The sequence below is a fragment of the Actinosynnema pretiosum genome, from assembly GCF_002354875.1.
Lineage (GTDB): Bacteria > Actinomycetota > Actinomycetes > Mycobacteriales > Pseudonocardiaceae > Actinosynnema > Actinosynnema auranticum.
Map to the genome: position 1 here is coordinate 6,428,508 of NZ_CP023445.1, position 22,706 is coordinate 6,451,213.

Genomic DNA, 22,706 nt, shown 5'->3' on the forward strand with positions numbered 1-22,706 from the left:
GACCCGGTGCGGCGAAAGGCCCCCGCGCCCTCCCCCTCGGAGACGCGGGGGCCTCTCCCCCCTGCGGGCCGCACCTCCCCGCGCGGCCCTCCGCCACCTACACGAGCGGGGGTTCGAACGGGTTCACCGAACTTCCGAGATTTTTCCGACGGGTCTCGGGCTAGCCCTTGAGCACCTCGGTGAGGAACTTGCCGGTGTGGCTCTCCGGCACGTCCGCCACCTGCTCCGGCGTGCCCTGGGCGACGACGATCCCGCCGCCCGAACCACCCTCGGGCCCCATGTCGACCAACCAGTCCGAGGTCTTGATGACGTCGAGGTTGTGCTCGATCACGATGACCGTGTTGCCCTTGTCCACCAGGCCGTTGATGACCAGCAGCAGCTTGCGGATGTCCTCGAAGTGCAGGCCCGTGGTCGGCTCGTCGAGCACGTACACGGTCTTGCCGGTGGACCGCTTCTGCAGCTCCGCGCCCAGCTTCACGCGCTGCGCCTCGCCACCGGACAGCGTCGTCGCGGGCTGGCCGAGCCGCACGTAGCCCAGGCCGACGTCCACGAGCGTGCGCAGGTGCCGGTGGATGGCGTTGATGGGCTCGAAGAAGTCCGCCGCCTCCTCGATGGGCATGTCCAGCACCTCGGAGATGGTCTTCCCCTTGTAGTGCACCTCCAGGGTCTCCCGGTTGTACCGGGCCCCCTTGCACACCTCGCACGGCACGTAGACGTCCGGCAGGAAGTTCATCTCGATCTTCAGCGTGCCGTCGCCCGCGCACGCCTCGCAGCGCCCGCCCTTGACGTTGAACGAGAACCGGCCCGGCTGGTAGCCGCGCACCTTCGCCTCGGTGGTGGCCGCGAACAGCTTGCGGATGTGGTCGAACACGCCCGTGTAGGTCGCCGGGTTCGAGCGCGGGGTGCGGCCGATCGGCGACTGGTCCACCTGCACGAGCTTGTCGACGTGCTCAAGGCCCTTGACGCGGGTGTGCCTGCCGGGGACCTGCCGCGCGCCGTTGAGCTTGTTCGCCAGCACGGTCGCCAGGATGTCGTTGACCAGCGTGGACTTGCCCGAGCCGGACACGCCGGTGACGGACACCAGGCAGCCCAGCGGGAACGACACGTCGATGCCGCGCAGGTTGTGCTCGCGCGCGCCCACCACGGTCAGCTGCCGCTTCTTGTCGATCGCGCGGCGCAGCTCCGGCATCGGGATCTGCTTGCGGCCGGACAGGTACGCGCCGGTCACCGACTCCTTGTTGCGCAGCAGCGCCTTGTACGGGCCGCTGTGCACGACGTGCCCGCCGTGCTCGCCCGCGCCGGGGCCGATGTCGACCACCCAGTCCGAGGCGCGCACGGTGTCCTCGTCGTGCTCGACCACGATGAGCGTGTTGCCCAGGTCCCGCAGCCGGGTCAGCGTCTCGATGAGCCGGTGGTTGTCCCGCTGGTGCAGGCCGATCGACGGCTCGTCCAGCACGTACAGCACGCCGACCAGGCCGGAGCCGATCTGGGTGGCGAGCCGGATGCGCTGCGCCTCGCCGCCGGACAGCGTGCCGGAGGCGCGGCCGAGCGAGAGGTAGTTCAGGCCGACGTCGAGCAGGAACCGCAGCCGCGCCTGGATCTCCTTGAGCACCGCGCCCGCGATCATGGTCTCGCGCTGGCCGAGCTTGAGGCCGTCCAGGAAGTCCGAGCACTCGCCGACGCTCATCGCGCACACCTCGGCGATGGACTTCGGGCCGAGCGCGGCGTGGTCGAGCGTGACGGCGAGGATCTCGGGCTTGAGGCGGGTGCCCTTGCACGACGGGCAGGGCACCTCCCGCATGTAGCCCTCGTACTTCTCCTTCATGCTCTCGGACTCGGTCTGCTCCAGGCGCCGCTCCAGGAACGGGATGACGCCCTCGAAGTCCGCGTAGTAGGAGCGCTCGCGGCCGTACCGGTTGCGGTAGCGGACGTTCACCTGCTCGTCGACGCCGTGCAGCACCGCCTTCTGCACCTTCGCGGGCAGCTGCCGCCACGGGGTGTCCATGCGGAACCCGATGGCCAGGGACAGCGACTCCAGCAGGCGGGTGAAGTAGTCGGCGGTCTGGCCGCCCGCCCACGGCGCGATGGCGCCCTCGCCCAGCGGCAGCTCGTCGTCCGGCACCACCAGCTCCGGGTCCACCTCCATCCGCACGCCCAGGCCCGTGCAGGTCGGGCACGCGCCGTAGGGGGAGTTGAAGGAGAACGACCGGGGCTCCAGGTCCTCGATCGCCAGCGGGTGGCTGTTGGGGCAGGCCAGGTTCTCGGAGAACCGGCGCACCCGCGCGGGGTCGCTCTCGGGCAGGTCGACGAACTCCAGCTCGACCAGCCCGTCGGCCAGCCGCAGCGCGGTCTCCACCGAGTCGGTGAGCCGCTGCTTGGCCGAGGTCTTCACCGCGAGCCGGTCGATCACGGCCGCGATCTCGTGCTTCTCCTGCTTCTTGAGCTTCGGCACGTCGGTCAGCGCGTAGACCTGGCCGTCCACCTTGACCCGCGAGTAGCCCTGGGTCTGGAGGTTCGCGAACAGGTCGACGTACTCGCCCTTGCGCCCGCGCACGATCGGCGCGAGGACCTGGAACTTGACGCCCTGCTCCATCGCCAGCACCTGGTCGACGATCTGCTGCGGGGTCTGCTTGCTGATCGCCTCGCCGCACACCGGGCAGTGCGCCTTGCCCGCGCGCGCGTAGAGCAGCCGCAGGTAGTCGTAGACCTCGGTGATCGTGCCGACCGTGGAGCGCGGGTTGCGGCTGGTGGACTTCTGGTCGATGGACACCGCGGGCGACAGGCCCTCGATGAAGTCCACGTCCGGCTTGTCCATCTGGCCGAGGAACTGCCTGGCGTACGCGGACAGCGACTCGACGTAGCGGCGCTGCCCCTCCGCGAAGATCGTGTCGAACGCGAGGCTGGACTTGCCCGACCCGGAGAGCCCGGTGAAGACGATCAGGCTGTCGCGTGGCAGGTCGAGGTCGACCCCCCGGAGGTTGTGCTCGCGCGCGCCGCGAACGACAAGGCGGTCTGCCACACCCATTCCCTTCCCGATTGCGTGATCACCGAACACATGTTCGAAAAAGCGTACCCGCCGAGCGGGCTGACACGATCGGGGAGGGGGTGCCCGCGCTGGTGCGCGGCACACCCGGACCAGCCCCGGAACCCCTCGATCGTGCGCCAACGGCTCTACCGGTGGGTAGTGAACGCCCCTAGGCTGGAGCGGTAGGCCGTTCGGCCGCAGATCCCGGGATGAGGTGCCCATGAGCTTCGCTGACGCAGCCCAAGCCCAGGTCCACTCCGCGACGAGCGTACCCGCGCCGCGCGAGGAGTCGGGCGCGATCCAGGACGCGCTCGCCGGACTGGCGGAGGTCGAGCGGGCCACGGCCGAGCTGTACCGCGTGGTCGACGGGTTCGACCTGGCGTCGGTGCGGGAGCCCAGCCTGCTGCCGGGGTGGAGCCGGGCGCACGTGATGACGCACCTGGCGCGCGGCGCGGACGCCCTGCTGAACCTGCTGACGTGGGCCAAGACCGGCGTCGAGCACCCGATGTACCTGAGCATGGCCGACCGCGAGGCCGACATCGCCGAGGGCGGGGCGCGTCCGCCGACGCTGCTGCGCGCCGACCTGGACGCGGCCAGCCAGCGGCTCGCCGCCGCGATCCGGGACCTGCCCGCAGCCGCGTGGGAGGCGGAGGTGGCGCACCCGGTCAAGGGGCCGATCCTGGCGGGGCGGGTGCCGTGGATGCGGTTGGGCGAGGTGTGGGTGCACCTGGTCGACCTGGACGCGGGCTTCGGGTTCGCCGACATCCCGGAGGACTTGCACGAGCTGCTGCTGACCGAGGCGGTCGGGGTGTACGCCGACCGCGAGGGGGTGCCGCCGGTGCGCCTGGAGGTGGCGCTGCCGGACGGGCGTCAGCGCACCTGGGAGTTGCCCGCGGGGGCGGGCAGCGACGCGCCGGTGATCAGCGGTGACGCGGCCGAGGCGATCGGCTGGCTGACCGGGCGCGGCGACGGCAGCGGCCTGGAGGGCCGGGTGCCGACGTTGCCCAGGTGGCTCTGAGCGCGCAGCCCGACGACGAGCAGCCACCGGGCGAGCGCGGGGCGGTGGCTGGCGGTGAGCAGGCGGTGCGCGGGCCGTTCCACCAGGGCGGTCAGCGCCCAGCCGAGCAGGACGGCGGTGGCCAGGAACGCGGCGAGCTGGACGGCCGGGCCCCACGGGGTCAGGCGCTCCATCACCACGTAGCCGATCTCCTGGTGGACCAGGTACACGCCGTAGGAGATGCCCGCGAGCCAGCGGATCGGCGTGGCGAGCGCGCGCAGCGGCGCGATGTCCCAGTCCGGGCCGCCTGCCGCCGCGCACACCCCGACGAGCACGACGCCGAGCGCGGCGGTGCCCTCCAGGTTGTCGCTGTGCAGGTACTGCGCGCCGAGCGCGGCGACCAGCAGCGCGCCCAGGTGCCGGTTCCCGAGCCGTTCGCGGGACCACAACCACACGCCGACGCCCATGGCGAACAGCTGGGCGCGGTGCGCGCCGAGGCCGTCGTAGAGCAGCTTCAGCAGACCGGGCTCGCCGATCCACTCGCGCACGACCAGCGGTCCGAGCACGAGGGCCCAGAGCAGCACGGACAGCGCGCGACCGCGCACGCGGGAGGCGAGCAGCGCGCCCGCGACGAACCCGGTGAGCTGGACGGGCAGGGTCCAGTAGGAGAAGTCGACGAGCCGGACGTCCGGGAGCCAGTTCTGCAGCATGAGGATGTTGAGGACCAGGTCGCGGGGTTCGAGGTGCGACCAGCCCTCGGGCGCCAGGTGCACGAGGACCCAGTAGGTCAGGCAGGCGGCCACCGCGTAGGCGGGGAGCAGGCGGGCGAGCCGGTTGCGCAGGAACCAGGCGCGGTTGCCCTTGGCCAGCGAGGCGCAGGCGAAGAACGCGGAGATCACCACCAGCGAGCTCGCGCCCATCTCCAGGGACACGGTGAACAGGGGTTCGCCGATCTCCGGGTGGACGTTCGGCCCTGCGTGGGTCGCGTGTTGCAGCACGACGGCCAGCACGGCGAGCACGCGCAGCACGTCCCAGTTGATCCTGCGGGTTTTCGGCACGGTGGGGATGACCTGCTTCAGGGTGGGGACGGCGGAACGGCGTTCGGCGGCGGATCGTTGACAACCCTAAGGAACGTTCCTGTAGGGACCCTGAAGGTGCGACGGCGAGCGGGCGGCTACCGTCGGCGACCGTGGACGTACTCGAGGACTACACCGGCCACGTCGAGCCGGGCGGCCCGGCGGCGCGCCGGGTGCTGGACGCGCTGACCATCACGAAGGTGTCGGTCGGCCCGATGGACAACAACGCGTACCTGCTGGTGTGCCGCGCGACGAACGAAGCGCTGCTCATCGACGCCGCGGCCGACCCGGAGCGCCTGTCCGACCTGGTCGGTCACGAGGTGACCAGGCCGAGGCTGAAGACGGTCGTGACCACCCACCAGCACGGCGACCACTGGGCGGCCCTGGGCGCGGTCGCGGGCGCGAACGGCTCGAACACCGCCGCGCACCCGTTGGACGCCGAGGTCCTGCCGGTCCCCCCGGACTTCCTGGTGGAGCACGGCGACACCCTGCAGGTCGGCGAGTCGACCCTGGAGGTGATCCACCTCCGCGGCCACACGCCGGGCTCGATCGCCCTCCTCTACCGCGACCCGACCGGCCACCCCCACCTCTTCACGGGCGACTCGCTGTTCCCCGGCGGCGTGGGCAGGACCACTTCCCCGGAGGCGTTCACGAGCCTGCTGGACGACGTCCAGTCCCGCCTCTTCGACGCCCTCCCGGACAACACCTGGTTCTACCCAGGCCACGGCGACGACTCGACGCTCGGCGCAGAACGCCCGAACCTCGACGAGTGGCGCTCACGCGGCTGGTGACCCCCAAGCCGGGAGCGCCCCCGCGCTCCCGGCCCTCCCCCTCACGCCCCCTCACAACGCTGCCAACAGCCCTGACTCACCCGGCAGCACTCCCAACGACCACCACCAGCGGTCTCCGGCCCCCCGTCCAACGCAGGACCGGAACGAACCACCGGGCAACGCTCCCGACGGCCACCACCGCCCCGCCCCCGCCCGCCGGGCAACGCCATCTCACAACACCCCACCGCCCCACCCACCTGCCGCGAACGCCCCAGGGAGCCCGCCTACCTCAGGTCACCTACCCACCCCAAGGCACCCGTCTCTCTCCCCCCACCCAGCCGCCCCGCCCGCCCGGTCGAGCCAACCCAAGATCAACAGCCCGAGATCGCCAATTCGCCTCAGGCCGCCCCGCCCACCCAAGATCGCAGCCCCACCTCAGATTGCCTCTCCCCCAGGCCGCCCCACACACCCAAGGTCACAGTCCCACCTCAGATCGCCTGTCTCCCTCAGATCGCCTGTCTCTCTCAGATCGCCTCTCCCCCAGGTCGCCTCGCCCGCCCGAGGTAGCCCACCCGAGGTAGCTGACCTGGGATCGCTGACCTGGGATCGCTGCCCCCTTGGGTTGCCCACCTGCCCGCCTGCCTGTGTTCCCATGTGCCCCAGGTTGTTTCATCCGCGGTTGCTGCGGTTGTTCCGTCCGCGGTTGTTCCGTCCGCGGTTGTTCCGTCCACCCGAGACCGCCCCACCCCAGGCCACCCCGCCCCAAGTCACCCCCCTCCCAGGCCACCCCGCCCCAAGCCACCCGCCCTAGGCCGCAGTGAGGCCAAGCTCCCGCAGAACCTCCCACGCCCCCCACAACCCCAGCGGGGTAGCGCGCACCTCGTCCGGCTCCCCACCCCCCAGCACCTCGACTGCCCCCAGGAGCACGAGCACCGAGGCCACCCGAAGAACGTCCTGCCGCAGATCCGGCTCCCACCCCTCGGGCACCCCGCCGGGAATAGCAAGCTGATCAACCAGCGCCTGCCCCCACAGGTCCACCAGCTCAGCGACCGGCACAGGCGCCCCACCCGTGCTGTACAGCCGCGCCCACAGATCAGGCGCGATGTCGGTCAGGAACTGCCCGACCAACGTGGGCAGCGGGTACTCACTGGGACACACGACGTGCCCCAGCCCGCTGAACACCACACAGGCCTCCCGCCACAGCTCCACGGGTCGCTCCAGCAACGCGACACCCTCACCGAGCGCCACCCGCCCCTCCCCGACCCGCACGACCCCCAGCGCCCTGGCCCACTCCACCAGCAGCGCCACCTCGCGCAGCTCGTCCACCCCGAGCAGCAGCGCGAGATCACCGTCCCGCACCACCCCCTGCGCCCCGCTCAACGTGACCGCGCGCCCGGACTCTCCGACCCACTCCACGAGAACCCGCAACCGCCAGAGCAACTCGGACTCGCGAACCGCAGCCTCCACCGCATCCGAGGACAACGACCGCACCGGCCCGCTCACCACTTCCTCGGCGACCGCGGCGACGTCAGGCTTCACGAAAGCGCTGCTGAACTCACCACCACCCCGCCGCATGATCGCGTCGAGCACGCCCCGGTCGTACTCGACCTCCCCCGCCTGCACCGAGGCCAGGAACCGACCGTTCTCCTCCTGGTCGTCGGGATCGACCCCGTGCTCCCGCATCCGGGTGACCCAGAACTTCGCAGGCCCGCTGTTGCGCTCATCGCCCATCGCGTCGAGGAAGGCCGAGGTGCGCACGTCGATCTCCGAGTGCAACTCCCCGAGATCCCCCACCACGACCGCACCACCATCGACCGACCCAAGGAAGTCGACCCACAGGTGCAACGTCGCAGGCACGCTGAGCCACTGCTCCGCCCTCATGACCACTCCGCGAGGAAACCCGACGAGCAGCAACTCCCGCAGGTCCCCGACGTCCCACCGACCGGGGTGTTGCCCCTCGGCGAGCCGCCAGTCCACAGCGGCCTGTGCGACGAAGTGGTCGACGTCGACGCCGCGCTCATCAGCCCAGCACTCGAACGCAGCCAACAACTCGCCGCCGATTTCCTCCCACGCACCAGCGTCGCCGAGGTGATCGCTCGCAGTCATGGCCCCACTATCGCCGACGCGACGACTCCCTCAAGACCTCCCGACCCCGAGCAGAATGATCAACACCCACCCCCGGAACAGCACCGCACAAGAACGGCCGGCACCCCAATCCCGGCCACGACCAGCCGGAAGCCCACCACTCCCGCATTCACTCACCAGGACGCATCACCACCCGAACCAAACCTCCAAGCCACCCGCCGAAACCCCAAAGACCACTCTTTAGAGTGAAGCGTTCCCACGAGATGCGCCCGCAACGGCGCTGCGTAGTCATAAGTGGAATCAACCCCTAACCATTCACCCAGAGCATCACCACTTTTCACTCACTCGCCACACCAGGCCCCGCTCCAACTCAACCCGGCTCCACCCCCAAGCCAGCTACAGGCCCGAACTCGCGCCCGTATCCGACCCCGACTCAGGCCACAGCCGCGACCGCACCCGCGGCAAGCATCAGCACAGCCACGAGCACACCCCACGCCACCAACCCCAAGGCGCCCACACAGCCATCCACCCCTAGGCCAGCCCAATCAAGCCGGTGCCCAAACGCACCAAGCGCCCGACCGACCCATCACCGGAGCTCGCTCCACCCACTGCCCCGCAGCGCTCACCGCCACGTGAACCGCCCACACCCCAACGGCCCCACCTTCGGCGCAGCACGTTCCCACGGCCGCCCGTAGCGGTGTTCCCCCACACCGGAGGCATGATCGAACAATGCTGGAGTTCAACGAGGACAACGGTTCCTACGAGTGGTGGATCGCAGCCAACCCAGACCAGTTCGTCATCAACGCGGAACACAGCCTCAACCCCGCCACCATGATCTTGCACCGCGCCAACTGCCGCTCCATGAACAGCACTCCGGCGAACGGCAAGACCTGGGTGGACGAGTACGTCAAGATCTGCGGCACCCGCCGCGAACTGCTGACCCGCTACCCCACCGCACGCCAGTGCCACTTATGCCTGCGCTGAACCCCAACACCACGCCACGCCCCGACCCACGCCACCGATCCACGTCGCCAAGCCCGTGCACGACCTCGAAGGCCTCCAGCACGCACTCGACGGCATCAACCGAGCGACGGCGCTCCGGCGACAACACACGACCCCGTCAGCACCCGAAGCACCAACGGCTCCAGACGACCCGACCCGGCAGTCAGCACGAGGCCGTTGCGCTCAACGCCGACCGTTCGACCCCGATCAACCGCGACGCGTCCAACCCCGACAAAGGACCCGGCCGGAGCACGACGACCAAGCGCTACCGCGCTCGTGCCGCGTACTAGTGGAGCGGCCGTGACGCCCCCGTCTTGCGCCACGACCGAATCCCGCCTCCCGCACCTGTGCGGGCCGTCCGGGTCCCTGCCACAATTCTGCCCGGAGTGATCCCCCGCAGACAATTGTTCTTCCGCCACGAATCAAGGGGGAATCACGCGGGGCTCGATCTACCAGCGAAAACGCTGCACAGAACAGGATTTACCACACTTCCGAGTGACGGCGGGGAACGGCGCACACCCCACAGCAAACGATTGCGCCTCCACCGCACCCCCTTCCAGGAAGGACGAGCAGTTCAACCCCCTGGAATCCAGCGCAAAACCCGAAGAGAACTCACCAATCCTGCGAGCAGCCCGTCAACCCCGCGCCCCGCGATCCACCGTCAACAACCCGACCCCGGCGATCGCGTCCACCGCGTAGTGGTCCCCCGCGGAATCAACCGCACCGGTCCCCAGCACCGTGCCCCCGGCGATCCCGGACGTCGTCGCCCCGTCGATCACCGCCTGCCCGGCGCCCCCGCCGAACCGCACCCGAGCCTCCGCACCGGTCGGCAGGTGCACCGCGAACGTCGAAGCACCACCCGTCACCCGCACCGGCACCGCCCCGGACGGTGCGGGCAGCGTCAGGTCGACACGCTGCGACCCTGCTCCGAAGTCAACCGACGAGACCCGCGCAGCCCCGAGGTCGACGGTCTGCTCGACCGCCCCGCCGTCCAGCCGCACCTTCCACAGCACCGACCGGTTCACCTCGACCCGCGCGTCGGCCGTCCCGGAACCGCCCCGGTCCTCGAACGACACCCGCACCACGTCCCCGTCGACGTTGGCGCGCGGCGCGAGCTTCGACCCGTCCGGGGCCCAGGCCCGCACCAGCTCGTCGCCGAGGTCTGCGGCCCGCACGACGATCGTGGTCGCCCCGCTCAGCAGCGCCAGCTCGGCCTGGTCCCGCCCGTCCGACGCGATGGCGACCAGCCGACCGTCACCCCCGCCGCACCCGCTCGCGAGAACCAGCACCGCCGTCGCGAGGACCGGCCACAGCCTGCGCATCAAAGGCTCCTCCTTGATCACCCGCCCACCCACAAAAATCCCCATCCGGGTGAACGCGCAAACGTCTGCGCCCGGATCTACCGGACGTCCGGAGGCCTCACAGCACCTCCCCCAACCTCCGCACACCTTCCCTGATGACCTCGGGGGCGCCGGTGGTGAACGACAGCCGCATCGTCGCCCGATCAGGTTCACCGGCGTAGAAGGAGGCACCCGGCACGAACGCCACGTCCCGCTCCAGCGCCCGCCGCAGCACCACCGCCGTGTCCACCTCTCCGGGCAGCCTGGCCCACACGAACATCCCGCCGTCCGGGTCGGTCCACACCGCCCCCTCGGGGAGCACCGCCGCCAGGGCGCCGACCAGCGCGTCCCGCCGCTCCCGGTAGGTCGCGCACAACCGCCGGACGTGCGCGTCGAGGTCGCTCTCCCGCAGGTAGTCAGCGACGACGGCCTGGTCGAACGTCGAGGTGTGCAGGTCAGCGGCCTGCTTGGTGACCACGAGCGCGGGCATCAGCTCCTCGGGCGCGCGCAGCCACCCGACCCGCAGGCCAGGCGCGCCGATCTTGGAGAACGTGCCCAGGTACAGCACCGAGTCGCTCGACGCGGCCAGCGCGGGCACCGCGTCCCCCCGGTAGCGCAGCTCGCTGTACGGGTCGTCCTCCAGCACTCGGAGCCCGGAGCGCTCCGCGACGCGGAGGACCTCGGCGCGCCGCTCGGCGTCGAGGGTGCGGCCGGTCGGGTTGGCGAAGGTCGGCACCAGGTAGAGCAGTTCGGGCCGGTCGCGCTCGACGACCTCGGCGAGCGCGACCGGGTCGATGCCGCGCTCGTCACCGGGGACCGCGACCACGCGCGCGCCCGCGAGGTGGAAGCACTGGAGCGCGGCGAGGTAGGTCGGCTCCTCGACCGCGACGACGGAGCCGGGCTCGAGCAGGGCGGTGACCACGAGGGCGAGCGCCTGCTGGGACCCGGTGGTGATCAGCAGCTCGTCGGGTCGCGTGGGCAGATCGCGCGCGGTGAGCCGGGCCGCGACCTGTTCCCGCAGGTCGGCGTCGCCTTCGGTGGGCGCGTACTGGAGGGTGCGGCGGGTGAGGGCGCGGTCGGCGGCGGCGCGGATGCCGTCGAGGTCGAACAGCTCGGGCGCGGGCAGGCCGCCCGCGAAGGAGATCACCTCGGGGCGCGAGGTGAGGGCGAGCAGGTCGCGGACGGGCGAGCTGGGCACGGAAAGGGAGCGCACGGGCAGTCCTCGGGCCGGGAGTTGCAGGGGGACCGCGGTCGTGCCGCGTCGACGAGCTGCGCCCAGGGGTGCGAGGAGCCGCTGCGGCCATCCTAGCTTCACGATCCGGCGAATCTCCCCGTGTCGTTGACCTGCGTATTTCCTCGACCTCGGTCACACAGCGGCGTGAATCGAAGGCCGCTCCGAACCGCTGGTTCCGGATTTTTGTCGGCGACCTTCCGCATCCTGTTCACGACCGACTGCCACACCGGGCAGAGCCACTACCCGAGGAGGGATCATGCTCCGTTGACAGGCAATATGCCGATGCGTCTATATTCCCGGCATGGCATCTATGTTCGCCGTGCTGGCCGACTCCCACCGGCGGGAGATCCTCGACGTCCTGCGGTCGGGCGAGCGCCCGGTCAACGACCTGGTCGAGCTGCTCAACCTGACCCAGCCCACGGTGTCCAAGCACCTCAAGGTGCTTCGCGACGTGGGGCTGGTCGAGGTCCGCAGGGACGCCCAGCGGCGCTGGTACCGGCTCCAGCCGGAGCCGCTGGCGGAGGTCGACGCCTGGCTCGCCCCGTACCGGCGGATGTGGATGACGAGCTTCACCGCTCTCGACCGGCACCTGGAGGAGATGGGCGAATGAGGGACGCACGGCTGGAGACGATCGACGGGAAACCGGTGCTGCGCCTGGAGAGGCGGTTCGCGCACCCCGTGTCCAAGGTGTGGCGGGCGGTCAGCGAACCCGCTGAACTGGCGCACTGGTTCCCCGCCGAGGTCGAGCTCGAGAACGGGAGGATGCGCTTCGCCTTCCCCGACCCGGCCATGGACGCCGGGGAAGGCAGGGTGCTGGAGCTGGACCCGCCCAGGGTGTTCGCGTTCGAGTGGAACGAGGACGTCCTGCGCTTCGAACTCCTGCCGGAGCCAGGGGGCTGCCTGCTGGTCCTCACGCAGGTGATCGGAGCGGGGCCGCTCGGCGCCGGGCGCAACGCCGTGGGGTGGCGGACGTGCTTGGAAGCCCTGGACGCGCGCTTGGGCGACCGGCCGTTCACCGCTCCCGCGGACCTCCTGGGCCCGATCGAGCGGCACGTCCGCGAGTTCGGCCTGGACCGCGGCGAGGTGGCGGACGGGCGGATCAGGTTCAGCAGGGACCTGGTCTGGCGACCGCTGGCCGAGGTGTGGGCCGTGCTGACCGGTGGCGCGACGCCAGCGGTCAGCGACACCGCTCCGGAGAGCGCGGGCTGTTCCCGCGTCCGGCCGGGACCGGTGGTGGTCGTGGAGGAGCCGACTCTGCTCGAGTTCGACTCGTCGTCGGGCCGGGTGCGCTGGGAGCTGTCCAGCGACCCGGTCGGGGGCACCGTCGTGACCCTGACCCACGTGGTCGGGGACGGGGAGGTGTCCGTGCCTGCGGCACTGGCCGCTTGGCACGTGCGGTTGGACCTGCTGTTCGCGGCGCTGCTGGGTGAAGAACGCCCGTGGCCTGGAGAAGGGGAGAACGGATTGGCAGCTGACTACGCAGTGATCCACAACTGAATACGACCCTGACAGACCCGGTAGAACCGGTCGTCCAGCGGAGTCGCGCGGTCCTCGGACCGTTCGCGGAACCGCTGGACGACCGGGCCACCCGACCGCTGGAAAGCGGGCGCGGCGAGGTGGGTGTGCCGTACGTGGGGGTGTCGCACGTGGTTCAGCAGCCTCGGCGGGCTCGGCCCGCGATGCCCAGGACCGCGAGTCCGGCGATCAGCATCAGGATGGCCACGAGCACCGGCCAACCGTGGTTGCCGCGAAAAGCGCCGCTCTGACCTGAGATCGGAGCTGCCAGGGGGCTCCCGGCTCGGTTCGCGGCGAGTTCGGCGGCGTTGGTTGACGGGCTTGAGGTGTCGATCAGCGCTCCGGCGACGCTGGCAGCGTCGCCGCGGAACAGGTCGTCTTCCGAGGCGCCGGGATCGGTGGCGTTGGGATCGATCCCGTCCTGGCTGTCCTGTTGGTGGGCTGCCGAGCTGTCGTCTGCGTTGTTCGGGACGGCCTGGAGAGCGCCTGCGTGGTCGTGGGGTGCTTGCGGTGCGGGGTTTCTGCTGGCGAGCGTTTGTCCGGGACCTTGTTGTTGCGGGGAAGCGTAGTTCGGGGGTCGCTGTCCTTGGCCCGCCTGTTCCTGACCGTGGTGGGCTTGGGCTTGGGGCGGTTGTCCCTGGGCAGGTTGGGCTTGGGGTGCCGGGGTTTGCGGGTTGGGCTCCATCACCGAGCCGCTTGTGGGGACGCCTGCGGCATCACCGGCGGTGGAGCCATCGCTTGTGGCACCGTTGGTGACGGCGCCGTTGTCCGGGCCCCCTGGGTTTGGCGCGTTGGTGTTCGTTGCACCAGAACCGGGTGAGTCCGAGCCTACTGGGTCTGGAGCGATCGCGCCGGAGCCTGCCGTGCCGCTGCCGGGTTGGAGTGGGTCCGGAACGGCCGGGGTCGGTTCGCGGCGTGCCGGTTGGCGGCGTGCCGGGTGGGTGGCCGCTGGCTCGTCGCAGGACGGGGGTTCGGCGGTGGTCTGGTTCCGGGGTGGTTGCTGCTCCGCGGTGCAAGCGCGCGTCTGCGGTGGCGCGGAGTGCGGTTCCGCGGTGCTGGCCGCTCCGCTGGACAGCACCGCGATCACGGTGAGCGCTGTGCACGCGGCAGTTCGGAAGGGGAACCGGGCCATGTCCCCGATGCTGTGCGCGGCGCGTTGATCGCGCGCGGTGAACTGCGTCGGCTCACACCGCCGTGCGGCACAAACCCCCGCACGAGGGCCTGGATCGGGACGGTGTGGGACTGGGACAGCAGGGCTGGGGCAGTGGGGCTGGCGGGACGGGGCGGGCTTCGAGGATCCGGAACTGTCAGGGGTCGGTGCGATGCTCCGCGGGTGGACACCGGGGAACTCGTGCACCTGCGGCGGGCGCGTGATCTTGTCGATCGGGAGTACGCGCGGCCTCTGGACGTCGCGGAGCTGGCTCAGGTGGCGTTCATGTCGGTCGCGCACTTCTCCCGGCGGTTCAAGGTCGCGTACGGGGAGACGCCGTACCGGTACCTGATGACGCGTCGGGTCGAGCGGGCGAAGGCGTTGTTGCGGCGCGGGGACCTCGGGGTGACCGAGGTGTGCATGGCGGTCGGGTGCACGTCGTTGGGGTCGTTCAGCGCGCGCTTCACCGAGCTGGTCGGGGAGACGCCCAGCGCCTACCGGGCGCGTGAGCACTCGGCGGTTCAGGCGGTGCCCGGTTGTTACGCCATGCGGGTGATGCGTCCGAGCAGATTTCGAGAAGCAGGCGACGTGGGTGCGCCGATAGGTTCACCGGTGTGAACATTCGGGTTTCCCACACCTTCCTGCAGGTCGACGATCACGATGCCGCGCTGGGCTTCTACCGCGACACCCTCGGGCTGGAGGTGCGCTCGGACGTGTCGTTCAACGAGTTCCGCTGGCTGTCGCTCGGCTCGGCGGAGCAGCCCGGTCTGGAGATCGTGCTGGAGAGCGCGGACATGGGGCGGTCGCCCGAGGACGCGAAGGCGATCAACGAGCTGCGGGCCAAGGGCTCGTTGAGCGGTCTGATCTTCTGGGTGGAGGACTGCGACGCCCTGTTCGAGAAGGTCCGCGCGTCGGGCGCCGAGGTCGTGCAGGAGCCGACCGACCAGGACTACGGGGTGCGCGACTGCGCGTTCCGCGACCCGGCGGGCAACCAGATCCGGTTCTCCGGGAAGTCCGCTTCCTGATCCGGACGGGTGGTGCGCGCCACGTCCTCGACCGGTGAAGGGGAGCGGTCGAGGGCGTGGCGCGGCTCTCGCGTGCGTCCGGGTGGGTTGGGGTGCGTGCTGCCGGGGCTGGCGGCGTGCCAGGATCGGGAGCGTGGAAGCAAGTGACCGCGACCGCGATCCCGACGGCCGGGCGCGCAACGCCCGGCCCCGTGACGGCCTCGGACGTCCGCTGCCCTACGGGGCAGTCGGGGTCGAGCGGCAGCCCGAGGGAGTCGTGAGAGCACCGGACGAGTCGCTGCGGGAAGCGCAGCGGCTGCTGGACGAGGGCAAGCCGTTCCACGCCCACGAGGTGCTGGAGGACGCTTGGAAGTCGGCTCCCGAGGCCGAGCGGGAGCTGTGGCGCGGGCTGGCGCAGCTGGCGGTGGGGTTGACGCACGCGTTGCGCGGCAACGGCCGGGGCGCGCGGTCGCTGGTGGAGCGCGGGGCGCGCAGCATCGAGCCGTACCGCGACGCTCCCCCGCACGGGGTGGACGTCGCCGGGCTGGTGGACTGGGCGGAGCGCGGGGCCTACCTGGGCGCCGGTCCCGACACCCCGGAGACCGGTGGTCGAGAGAGTACGGTTCTGGCCGCCCCCGAGCGGACCGGTGCGGAAACAGGGGTGGACCGGGCTGTCGTCGGCGGCGCGGGTGTGCTGAGGTTGCGCGGATGACCGTGCGCATTCGACCTTACGAACCCCGCGACTGGGACGCCCTCGGCGACATCTGCGTGCGCACCTCCGACGTGGGGCGCGACGGCACGCACCTCTACCCGGACCCGGACCTGGTGTCCTCGGTCTACGCATGGCCGTACGCGGCGCTGGAGCCCGAGCTGGTGTTCGTCGCCGACAACGGCGAGCGGGCCGTGGGCTACGTGCTCGGCACCTCGGACACCGCGCTGTTCGCCAAGCGCTTCCGGAACGAGTGGCTGCCCGAGGTGGCGGCCCGGTTCCCCGCGCCGTCCGGTCCGCCGATCAGCCAGGCGGACGCGGTGGCCGACCTGCTGCACGCGCCGGAGCGCATGGTGCCGCTGGACCTGGACGACTACCCCGCGCACCTGCACATCGACCTGCTCCCGGACCACCAGCGCGGCGGGCACGGGCGGGCGCTGATGACGCGGTTCCTGGACGCGCTGCGGGACCGCGGCGTGACGGGCGTGCACCTCGGGGTGTCGACCGCGAACGCCTCGGCGCTCGCGTTCTACGAGCGGTTGGGGTTCCACGAGCTGACGTCGGCGGGCGTGGGCGGGCTGTCGGTGTTCCTGGGGAAGCGAATTGCTCCGAACGCCCGCTTGGCCGCGGGGGCGGCCGGGTAACAGGAGGTCACCTACTCACTGGGAGGCCACCGTGCTCGCCACCATCGCCGCGGTCATCTTCGGTCTGGCCCTGCTGCTGGACCTGGCGAACGCCTCGCTCGGCAGCGTGATCGAACCCGGAACCCTGACGCTCGCGGGCCTGCTGTTCCTCGCGCTGCACATGGCCGGGGTGGGCTCGGCGCTGCGCGCGCCCAGCTTCCGCCGCCGTCGCTGATCCACGCCGGTTCGACGGGTCCGGCCCGCTGACGTCGAGCGGGCCGCCCGATCACGTCGGCGGCGGGTCAGGCCCGGATGCTTCGGCCGGGGAGCTGATCGGCGTCGTTGGTGGGCGCGACCGCCCGCAGGCGCCGAGCGCCGCCGGCCAGCGTCATTGCCCGAAACCACTGGCCGGCTCCGATCGGCGCGTGGACCGCCGTCGAGCACCCGCCGGCCCACCGGGGACGCGGTCGCTCCGCGCCTCCGCTCCGTCGATCACCTGACCGGCGTCGTCAGGTCGCGATCCGCCGCAGTGCCGACGTGGCGCCCGGCGGAGGTTCCCGCCCCGCAGACCGCCGTTCCGGGGAGAAGAACGGCGGTCTGCTCAGGGAGAGCGCGGCGTGACGGACTGGAGGGAGCCCGTCGGACCGCTCCGCGTGCGGTGACGAGGGGGCAGACCGCGCGGAGCCGGTCGCACCGCCCGCGCTCGGGGCGGTGGGCGCCGGAACCGGTGGGCGTCGAGGTCTCCCGCTCGGGGCAGCGAGCGGGGCCCTTCGCACGCGCCGGTCCCGACCTAGTCGGGACGTGTTCGCAGGCGGACGAGGTACGGCGTCGCGTCCGGAGCCGGACGCGCGCCCGTGGCCCGAGTCGTGCTCCGACCGCTCCACGCCGATCGACCAGGTCCCCGTGCTGGGACTTGGTGACGTCGGTGCGCCGGAGCCGTCCAGGGCGTGGTCACGGCGCGCGCTCGGCGTCGTTGACCACGCAGACCACCGCGTCGGGGGTCGCGTAGAAGTCCAACCGGTAAGGACCGCACTCCTGCCTCACCGCCTGCCGGTCCTCCACCGGTTGGCGCTGTGGCGGAACGGGTTCTTCCGGTGGGGTCATCGGCTTATCGTGCGCCGACGGGGTCCGTTGACGCACCACCTTCTCCGCCGATATGCGGAAAACGCATACGGGTCAGCCGAGCCACCGCGCGAGTTCGCGCACGTCCCGCTCCCCCACCCACGGGCCGAGCCTGCCCAGCTCGACCAGCACCAGCCCCGAACCGCTGTCCCTCGCCGCGTCCAATGCCTCGTAACCGCAGGCCACGGCTTGATCGCGGTTTCCGGCGGCGGCGTGCGCGGCAGCGAGGCGGGCGGTGTGGAGGCCCCGTTCGGCGGCGCGGGCGTGGCCCCACCGGCGGCGGCGCAGCGCCTCGTAGCCCGCGATCGCCCGGTGCGGTTGCCCGAGTTCGAGCCAACAAGCCGCCCGTTCGAGCTCGACGTGCTGCTCCGAAAGGCGGTACCCTATGCGGTATTCGCCGTTGTCCGGCTCAGGGTCTCGGGCAACCGCTACGAGGAGTTCGCGCGCATGGTCCAACCGGGCCATGCACGTCTCGTCACCCGCCATCGCCAGTCCGCGAGCCTGCTGCCGCAGGACCAGTGCGAGGGTGCGCGGGCCGATGCCGCGCTCGCGCAGGGCGGCACGGGTCAGCGTGAGGACGCGCTCGCCGTCGGGTTCGGCGAGCTGGGCCAGTCGCACGTAGGAGTAGGCGACGACGTCGGGGTCGTCGGCGGCCTGCCCCTGCTCAAGGGCGCGGGTGGTCCACTCGACGGCGCCGCTGCGATCGCCGACCTCCTCGTACAGCAGGCCGGAGAACTCGGCGTAGGTCGCGGCGACGGCGAGCAGCCTGCGGCGGTGGTCGCCGTCGGCGGTGCGGCGCAGGGCGTCGGCGAAGTCGAACAGCGAGCGGGCGGCGGGGACCAGGGCGCGCCAGCCCTGGCGGTGGTGCGCGTCGTCGAGGATGCGGCGCAGCACCAGCAACTGCCGCACGGGCCCACCGCGCCGGGCGGTGGCCGCGCGCAGCGCGGTGAGGGCTGCCGGGTCGACGGGTCGGTCGGAGCGGGGCGAGACGGACGGGCGGGAGGCCCGGTCGGCCAGGCCGAGCAGGTGGGCCGGGATGCCGAGCAGCCGCTGCATGGTGCGCAGCACGCGCAGGTCGTAGGCGATGCCGCTGCCTGATTCCAGGCGGGAGATCGCGGACTGCGAGTAGCCGGCCAGCGCGCCGAGCTCGTCCTGGCGCAACCCGTGGGCGCGGCGCGCGATGGCGACGAGCACACCGGGCGCGTCCGACGCGACGGCGGCGTGCACCTCGCGGCTCTCCCACAGCTCAGGCGGCAACGCGGGCAACGGCGTGCCACGCGACTCGCCGAGGACGTCAGAGCGGGTGACCTCGGGCCGGACGGCGCTGTCTGGACGAGTGGTCTCAGGGCGGGCGGCGCTGTCTGGCCGGGCGGTCTCCGGGCGGGTAGTGGCTGGCCGGGCTGAGTCCTGGCGGCCGGAGCCTTGGCGAGCGCTGTCCTGGCGGCGGGAGTCCTGGCGGCGGGAGTCCTGGCGGCCGGTATCCGGGTGGGCGCTGTCTGGTAGAGCGCTGTCCTGACGGACGTTGTTGGGACGGGTGCCATTAGAGCGGGTGCCGTCAAGACGGGTGCTGTCCTGGCGAGCGGCATCGGGGTGGGTGCTGACTGGGCGTGTGTCCTCTGGAGGTGTGCTGTCTGGACGAGCGCTGTCCGGATGGGCGCTGTCCGGATGGATCTTGTTCGGGTGGGCGTGGTCGGGGTGGGTGCCGTTAGGGCGCGCGGTATTTGGGCGGGTGCCGTTGAGGCGAGTGCCGTCGAGGCAGGCGCTGTCGGAGGAGGCGCTGTCCGGGCGGGTGTTGTTGAGGGGGACTGAGTCGAGGGCTGTCGTGTTCTGAGGAGCGGAAGTCTGGGTGGGGTGCGTGGGGGCCCAGGGTGTGGTGGTGGGTTGGGCTGGGAGCTGTTGGGGGACAGCGCGGTGTGCAGCGGGGTGTGGGGGGAGTTGTTGTGCGGCAACGGGGTGTGTGAGGGCTTGAGGGGTGGCGGGGGGTTGGCCGGTTGGGGATTTTGCTGTGGTCAGCTGGTCTGCGGTGGGGTGTGGTGGTGTGGGCCGTGTTGTCGGGGGGCGCGTGGCGCCTGGGTACGGGGTCTGGCGTGGGTGTTGTGCGGCGGTGGGGCGGTGGGGGCGGCGTGGGGTGGTGACCGCTGGTTGGTCCGGCAGGGGGGTGGTTCTGGGGCCGGGGGCCGGTGCGGTGCGGTCGGGGACGGCCATGCCGGGGCCTCTCGCTGCGGGTGCGGTGGGCTCGGTAGGTCATGGTCGCAGCGCTCGGGTTCGGGAAGCGACCGCCATCCGGTGCGCGGCTGGCTATGCTCCGGCCGTGCTCCGCGACTTCTCCGCAGGAATCGGACTGCTCGGCCACGGCTTCGGCTCCGTGTTCCGCAGGCCCAAGCTGCTGATCATCGGTGCGATCCCGGCCCTGATCACGACGCTGCTGCTGACCGGCAGCCTCGTGGCGCTCGGCTACTGGATCAACGACATCACCGCGTTCGTGACACCGTTCGCCGACAACTGGGCCGAGTCGCTGCGGACCGGTGTGCGGGTGCTGGCGGGCGTGTCCATCCTGGCCGGCTACCTGGCCATCGGGCTGCTGCTGTTCACCGCGATCACCCTGATCATCGGTGGCCCGTTCTACGAGCACATCGCCGAGACGATCGAGGACGAGGAGCTGGGCGGCGTCCCGGAGTCCGAGCGGGTCGGCTGGTGGCGGTCGACGGTGGTCGGCGCCCGTGACTCGCTGCGCCTCGTGGGCATGGCGATCCTGGTGGCGATCCCGCTGTTCATCGGCGGGTTCATCCCGCTGGTGGGGCAGACCGTGGTCCCGGTGCTCGGCGCGGGCATCAACGGGTGGCTGCTCGGGCTGGAGCTGACCGGCATCCCGTTCACCCGGCGCGGGCTGGACCTGGCGGTTCGGCGGCGGGTGCTCAAGGAGCGGCGGGCCATGGTGCTCGGGTTCGCGGTGCCCGCGTACCTGCTGTGCCTGATCCCGCTGGCGCCGCTGGTGGTCATGCCCGCGGCGATGGCGGGTGGCACCGTGCTGTCGCACCGGCTGCTGGAGAACGAGAAGAACGCAGGCAGGCGTCCTCAGTAGACGGAGGACCGCAGGGGACGCTGCGGTGGTGGAAGACGTGTGGGAACGGGCGGTCGGCTGAGCCGACCGCCCGTTCGTTCTCCGCGCCCACCGGGGCCCTGGCTGGAACGGCGCGGGCTCGACGGCCGGGCCGGAATGGCCTGAATGACGTGAACGGCCAACCGACCCCACGACCCCGACGACCTGGCCGACCCCACCGACCCCGCCGACCTGACCGACCCGACCGGCTCAACCGACCCGACCAGGCCGGCCCGACCGGCTCAAACGACCCGTCCCGACCGTCCCGACCGTCCCGACCGTCCCGACCGGCCCCGCTGATCTGACCGGCCTGACCGACCCGCCCGGCCCCGCCGACCTGATCGACCCGACTGGCCCCGCCGACCTGATCGACCTGACTGGCCCGAACGGCTAGACCGGCGTGACCGGCCAGACCGGCGTGACCGGCGTGACCGGCATGACCGGCGTGACCGGCATGACCGGCGTGACCGGCGTGACCGGCGTGAAAGACGAGCACTTGGTGGCTGGCACAGGGCGCAGAGGGGGTCAGGAGTTCAGTTGGGGGTCCAGTTCGGTCGAGTAGGCCGCGACCCGGCTGTAGACGCCTGGAGCTCCCGCTGCTGCGCAGCCCTCGCCCCACGAGGTGACGCCGATCAGCTTGCCGCCTGCGACGAGCGGGCCGCCGGAGTCGCCCTGGCAGGAGTCGGTGCCGCCCTGGGGGAAACCGGCGCACACCATGAGGTTCGGGTTGTAGCGCTCGGCGTAGGCGGTCGCGCAGGCGGCGGAGCCGATCACCGGCACGGTCGCGCCGAGCAGGTAGCGCGAGGCCGTCCCGCCCGAGGACGTGGCGCCCCAGCCCAGGACGGTGGCGGGGACGCCGTCCTCGTACAGGGCCGAGTCGGTGGGCCTCGCCAGCGGGAGGGGGGCCGCGTTCAAGGCGCGGTCCAGGGTCAGGACCGAGATGTCGTGGCCCTCGGCGGGCATCTGGTAGGACGGGTGGATCCAGATGTCGGTGACTCGCGCCGTGGTGCCCGCGCTCGAGTTCTTGTCGTCGCGGCCTGTGACCACGCGCACCGAGGACGGCGAGTCGCCCTCGGTGCAGTGCGCCGCGGTCAGGACCTTGTCCGGCGCCACCAGGGTTCCGCCGCAGTACTGGGCTCCGGTGCTCGTCGCCAGGTAGACCGCCCACGGGTGGTCGGCGGTGCTGGCGCGCGTGCCGCCGACGATCCGCGCGCCGACGTCGCCGTCGGTGGGCGCGGGCTGGGCGGACGCGCTGAGCGCGGTCGCGGGGATCAGTGCCGCCACTGCGGCGGCGGCGCCGAGCAGGAACCTCAGGCGGCGCGGGGTTTCCGCCATGCTCATCTCCTTCCGGTGCGGTGCGCGCCCCTCGGTGGGGCGGGTCCCAGGGCACCAGAAGGCGCACCGGTGGCACAAGGTCGAGCGCGCGTGGGCCGTTCGGCCCAGTTCACTCGAACGTGGTTGACTCGCCCGAGCACTGCCCGAACAGCGAGCAGTTCGTCCTGAGGAGTTCCGAATGTCCCCCAACAAGCCCGTGGTCGAGCCGTACGAGGGTGCCGCGCCCGCGGACCTGGTGATCGAGGACATCACCGTCGGCGACGGCCCGGAGGCCCAGGCGGGCCAGCTGGTCCAGGTTCACTACGTCGGTGTCGCGCACTCCACCGGTGAGCAGTTCGACGCGTCCTGGGACCGCGGCGAGGCGTTCGTGTTCCCGCTCGGTGGCGGGCGCGTCATCGCGGGCTGGGACCGGGGCGTCGTGGGCATGAAGGTCGGTGGCCGCCGCAAGCTGGTCATCCCCGCGCACCTCGGCTACGGCGACCGCGGCGCGGGCGGCGTCATCAAGGGCGGCGAGACGCTGATCTTCGTGGTGGACCTGCTCGGCGTGCGCTGACCTCGGCGGCACGAGGGCGGGAACCGGTTCCGGCAGGACGACTCCGGACCGGTTCCCGCCGCGGCA

Annotated in this window: 20 protein-coding genes and 1 pseudogene; 12 read left to right on the plus strand and 9 right to left on the minus strand. The window is 71.6% G+C overall.

Translation table 11 applies throughout. From position 1 onward, the window contains the following. Nucleotides 1-160: 160 nt before the first annotated feature. Nucleotides 161-3,019: an excinuclease ABC subunit UvrA gene (gene uvrA / locus CNX65_RS27310; protein WP_096496310.1), complete on the minus strand. Its 2,859-nt coding sequence runs from the start codon at nucleotides 3,017-3,019 to the stop codon at nucleotides 161-163. A gap of 226 nt (nucleotides 3,020-3,245) precedes the next feature. Between uvrA and CNX65_RS27315 the strand changes: the two are divergent. Further along, nucleotides 3,246-3,929: pseudogene (locus CNX65_RS27315) on the plus strand (maleylpyruvate isomerase N-terminal domain-containing protein); the annotation flags it as partial. On the opposite strand, the gene CNX65_RS37490 reads toward CNX65_RS27315, so the two are convergent. Continuing rightward, on the minus strand, nucleotides 3,896-5,080 hold the full coding sequence (locus tag CNX65_RS37490; protein ID WP_096496311.1) for an acyltransferase family protein: 1,185 nt from the start codon (nucleotides 5,078-5,080) through the stop codon (nucleotides 3,896-3,898). The pseudogene CNX65_RS27315 and the gene CNX65_RS37490 sit on opposite strands and share 34 nt — an antisense overlap. Nucleotides 5,081-5,211: 131 nt before the next feature. Between CNX65_RS37490 and CNX65_RS27325 the strand changes: the two genes are divergently transcribed. Next, a complete protein-coding gene (locus tag CNX65_RS27325; protein ID WP_096496312.1) occupies nucleotides 5,212-5,889 on the plus strand; it encodes an MBL fold metallo-hydrolase in 678 nt (225 codons plus the stop codon). Between the two features lie 786 nt (nucleotides 5,890-6,675). Here the strand turns inward: CNX65_RS27325 and CNX65_RS27330 are convergent. Next, nucleotides 6,676-7,974, minus strand: a complete 1,299-nt coding sequence (locus CNX65_RS27330) for a hypothetical protein (protein ID WP_096496313.1) — start codon at nucleotides 7,972-7,974, stop codon at nucleotides 6,676-6,678. Between the two features lie 708 nt (nucleotides 7,975-8,682). Between CNX65_RS27330 and CNX65_RS27335 the strand changes: the two genes are divergently transcribed. Beyond that, complete coding sequence (locus tag CNX65_RS27335) at nucleotides 8,683-8,937, plus strand: hypothetical protein (RefSeq protein WP_096496314.1); 255 nt, start codon at nucleotides 8,683-8,685, stop codon at nucleotides 8,935-8,937. Nucleotides 8,938-9,590: 653 nt separating this feature from the next. Here CNX65_RS27335 and CNX65_RS27340 read toward each other — a convergent pair. Further along, on the minus strand, nucleotides 9,591-10,277 hold the full coding sequence (locus tag CNX65_RS27340) for a hypothetical protein (RefSeq protein ID WP_096496315.1): 687 nt from the start codon (nucleotides 10,275-10,277) through the stop codon (nucleotides 9,591-9,593). A gap of 97 nt (nucleotides 10,278-10,374) precedes the next feature. Beyond that, nucleotides 10,375-11,508 carry an aminotransferase-like domain-containing protein gene (locus tag CNX65_RS27345; RefSeq protein ID WP_096496316.1) on the minus strand — a complete coding sequence of 378 codons (1,134 nt, stop codon included), beginning with the start codon at nucleotides 11,506-11,508 and terminating at the stop codon, nucleotides 10,375-10,377. Between the two features lie 322 nt (nucleotides 11,509-11,830). On the opposite strand from CNX65_RS27345, the gene CNX65_RS27350 reads away from it, so the two are divergent. Further along, nucleotides 11,831-12,139: an ArsR/SmtB family transcription factor gene (locus tag CNX65_RS27350; protein WP_041837059.1), complete on the plus strand. Its 309-nt coding sequence runs from the start codon at nucleotides 11,831-11,833 to the stop codon at nucleotides 12,137-12,139. Continuing rightward, a complete protein-coding gene (locus CNX65_RS27355; RefSeq protein WP_096496317.1) occupies nucleotides 12,136-13,026 on the plus strand; it encodes an SRPBCC family protein in 891 nt (296 codons plus the stop codon). The genes CNX65_RS27350 and CNX65_RS27355 overlap by 4 nt, the downstream gene beginning before the upstream one ends. 154 nt (nucleotides 13,027-13,180) lie before the next feature. Here CNX65_RS27355 and CNX65_RS35780 read toward each other — a convergent pair whose 3' ends face one another. Continuing rightward, nucleotides 13,181-13,732 carry a hypothetical protein gene (locus tag CNX65_RS35780; protein ID WP_157767877.1) on the minus strand — a complete coding sequence of 184 codons (552 nt, stop codon included), beginning with the start codon at nucleotides 13,730-13,732 and terminating at the stop codon, nucleotides 13,181-13,183. Nucleotides 13,733-14,377: 645 nt separating this feature from the next. Between CNX65_RS35780 and CNX65_RS27360 the strand changes: the two genes are divergently transcribed. The 5 genes from CNX65_RS27360 to CNX65_RS27380 all read left to right on the plus strand — a co-directional run bounded on the left by CNX65_RS27360 (nucleotide 14,378) and on the right by CNX65_RS27380 (nucleotide 16,765). Next, nucleotides 14,378-14,812: a helix-turn-helix transcriptional regulator gene (locus tag CNX65_RS27360; protein WP_096496318.1), complete on the plus strand. Its 435-nt coding sequence runs from the start codon at nucleotides 14,378-14,380 to the stop codon at nucleotides 14,810-14,812. After that, a complete protein-coding gene (locus CNX65_RS27365) occupies nucleotides 14,809-15,219 on the plus strand; it encodes a VOC family protein (protein WP_096496319.1) in 411 nt (136 codons plus the stop codon). Before CNX65_RS27360 ends, CNX65_RS27365 begins: the two co-directional genes overlap by 4 nt. Before the next feature lie 133 nt (nucleotides 15,220-15,352). After that, a complete protein-coding gene (locus tag CNX65_RS27370; RefSeq protein ID WP_096496320.1) occupies nucleotides 15,353-15,910 on the plus strand; it encodes a DUF309 domain-containing protein in 558 nt (185 codons plus the stop codon). Further along, nucleotides 15,907-16,551: a GNAT family N-acetyltransferase gene (locus CNX65_RS27375; protein WP_096496321.1), complete on the plus strand. Its 645-nt coding sequence runs from the start codon at nucleotides 15,907-15,909 to the stop codon at nucleotides 16,549-16,551. The genes CNX65_RS27370 and CNX65_RS27375 overlap by 4 nt, the downstream gene beginning before the upstream one ends. A gap of 31 nt (nucleotides 16,552-16,582) precedes the next feature. Continuing rightward, on the plus strand, nucleotides 16,583-16,765 hold the full coding sequence (locus CNX65_RS27380; RefSeq protein WP_096496322.1) for a hypothetical protein: 183 nt from the start codon (nucleotides 16,583-16,585) through the stop codon (nucleotides 16,763-16,765). A gap of 716 nt (nucleotides 16,766-17,481) precedes the next feature. Here CNX65_RS27380 and CNX65_RS35785 read toward each other — a convergent pair. Beyond that, complete coding sequence (locus tag CNX65_RS35785; RefSeq protein WP_015804202.1) at nucleotides 17,482-17,634, minus strand: hypothetical protein; 153 nt, start codon at nucleotides 17,632-17,634, stop codon at nucleotides 17,482-17,484. Between the two features lie 72 nt (nucleotides 17,635-17,706). After that, the gene (locus CNX65_RS35790) at nucleotides 17,707-18,918 is read right to left on the minus strand and encodes a helix-turn-helix domain-containing protein (RefSeq protein WP_157767878.1); all 1,212 of its coding nucleotides are present in this window, start codon (nucleotides 18,916-18,918) and stop codon (nucleotides 17,707-17,709) included. Nucleotides 18,919-19,963: 1,045 nt separating this feature from the next. Here CNX65_RS35790 and CNX65_RS27390 point away from each other — a divergent pair. Continuing rightward, entirely contained in the window at nucleotides 19,964-20,734 is a 771-nt protein-coding gene (locus CNX65_RS27390) for an EI24 domain-containing protein (protein WP_096496324.1), read from the plus strand. A 543-nt stretch (nucleotides 20,735-21,277) separates the two neighbouring features. Here CNX65_RS27390 and CNX65_RS27400 read toward each other — a convergent pair. Continuing rightward, nucleotides 21,278-22,087, minus strand: a complete 810-nt coding sequence (locus CNX65_RS27400) for a S1 family peptidase (protein WP_096496325.1) — start codon at nucleotides 22,085-22,087, stop codon at nucleotides 21,278-21,280. 178 nt (nucleotides 22,088-22,265) lie between these two features. On the opposite strand from CNX65_RS27400, the gene CNX65_RS27405 reads away from it, so the two are divergent. Continuing rightward, nucleotides 22,266-22,640 carry an FKBP-type peptidyl-prolyl cis-trans isomerase gene (locus tag CNX65_RS27405; RefSeq protein ID WP_015804206.1) on the plus strand — a complete coding sequence of 125 codons (375 nt, stop codon included), beginning with the start codon at nucleotides 22,266-22,268 and terminating at the stop codon, nucleotides 22,638-22,640. Nucleotides 22,641-22,706: the final 66 nt, after the last annotated feature.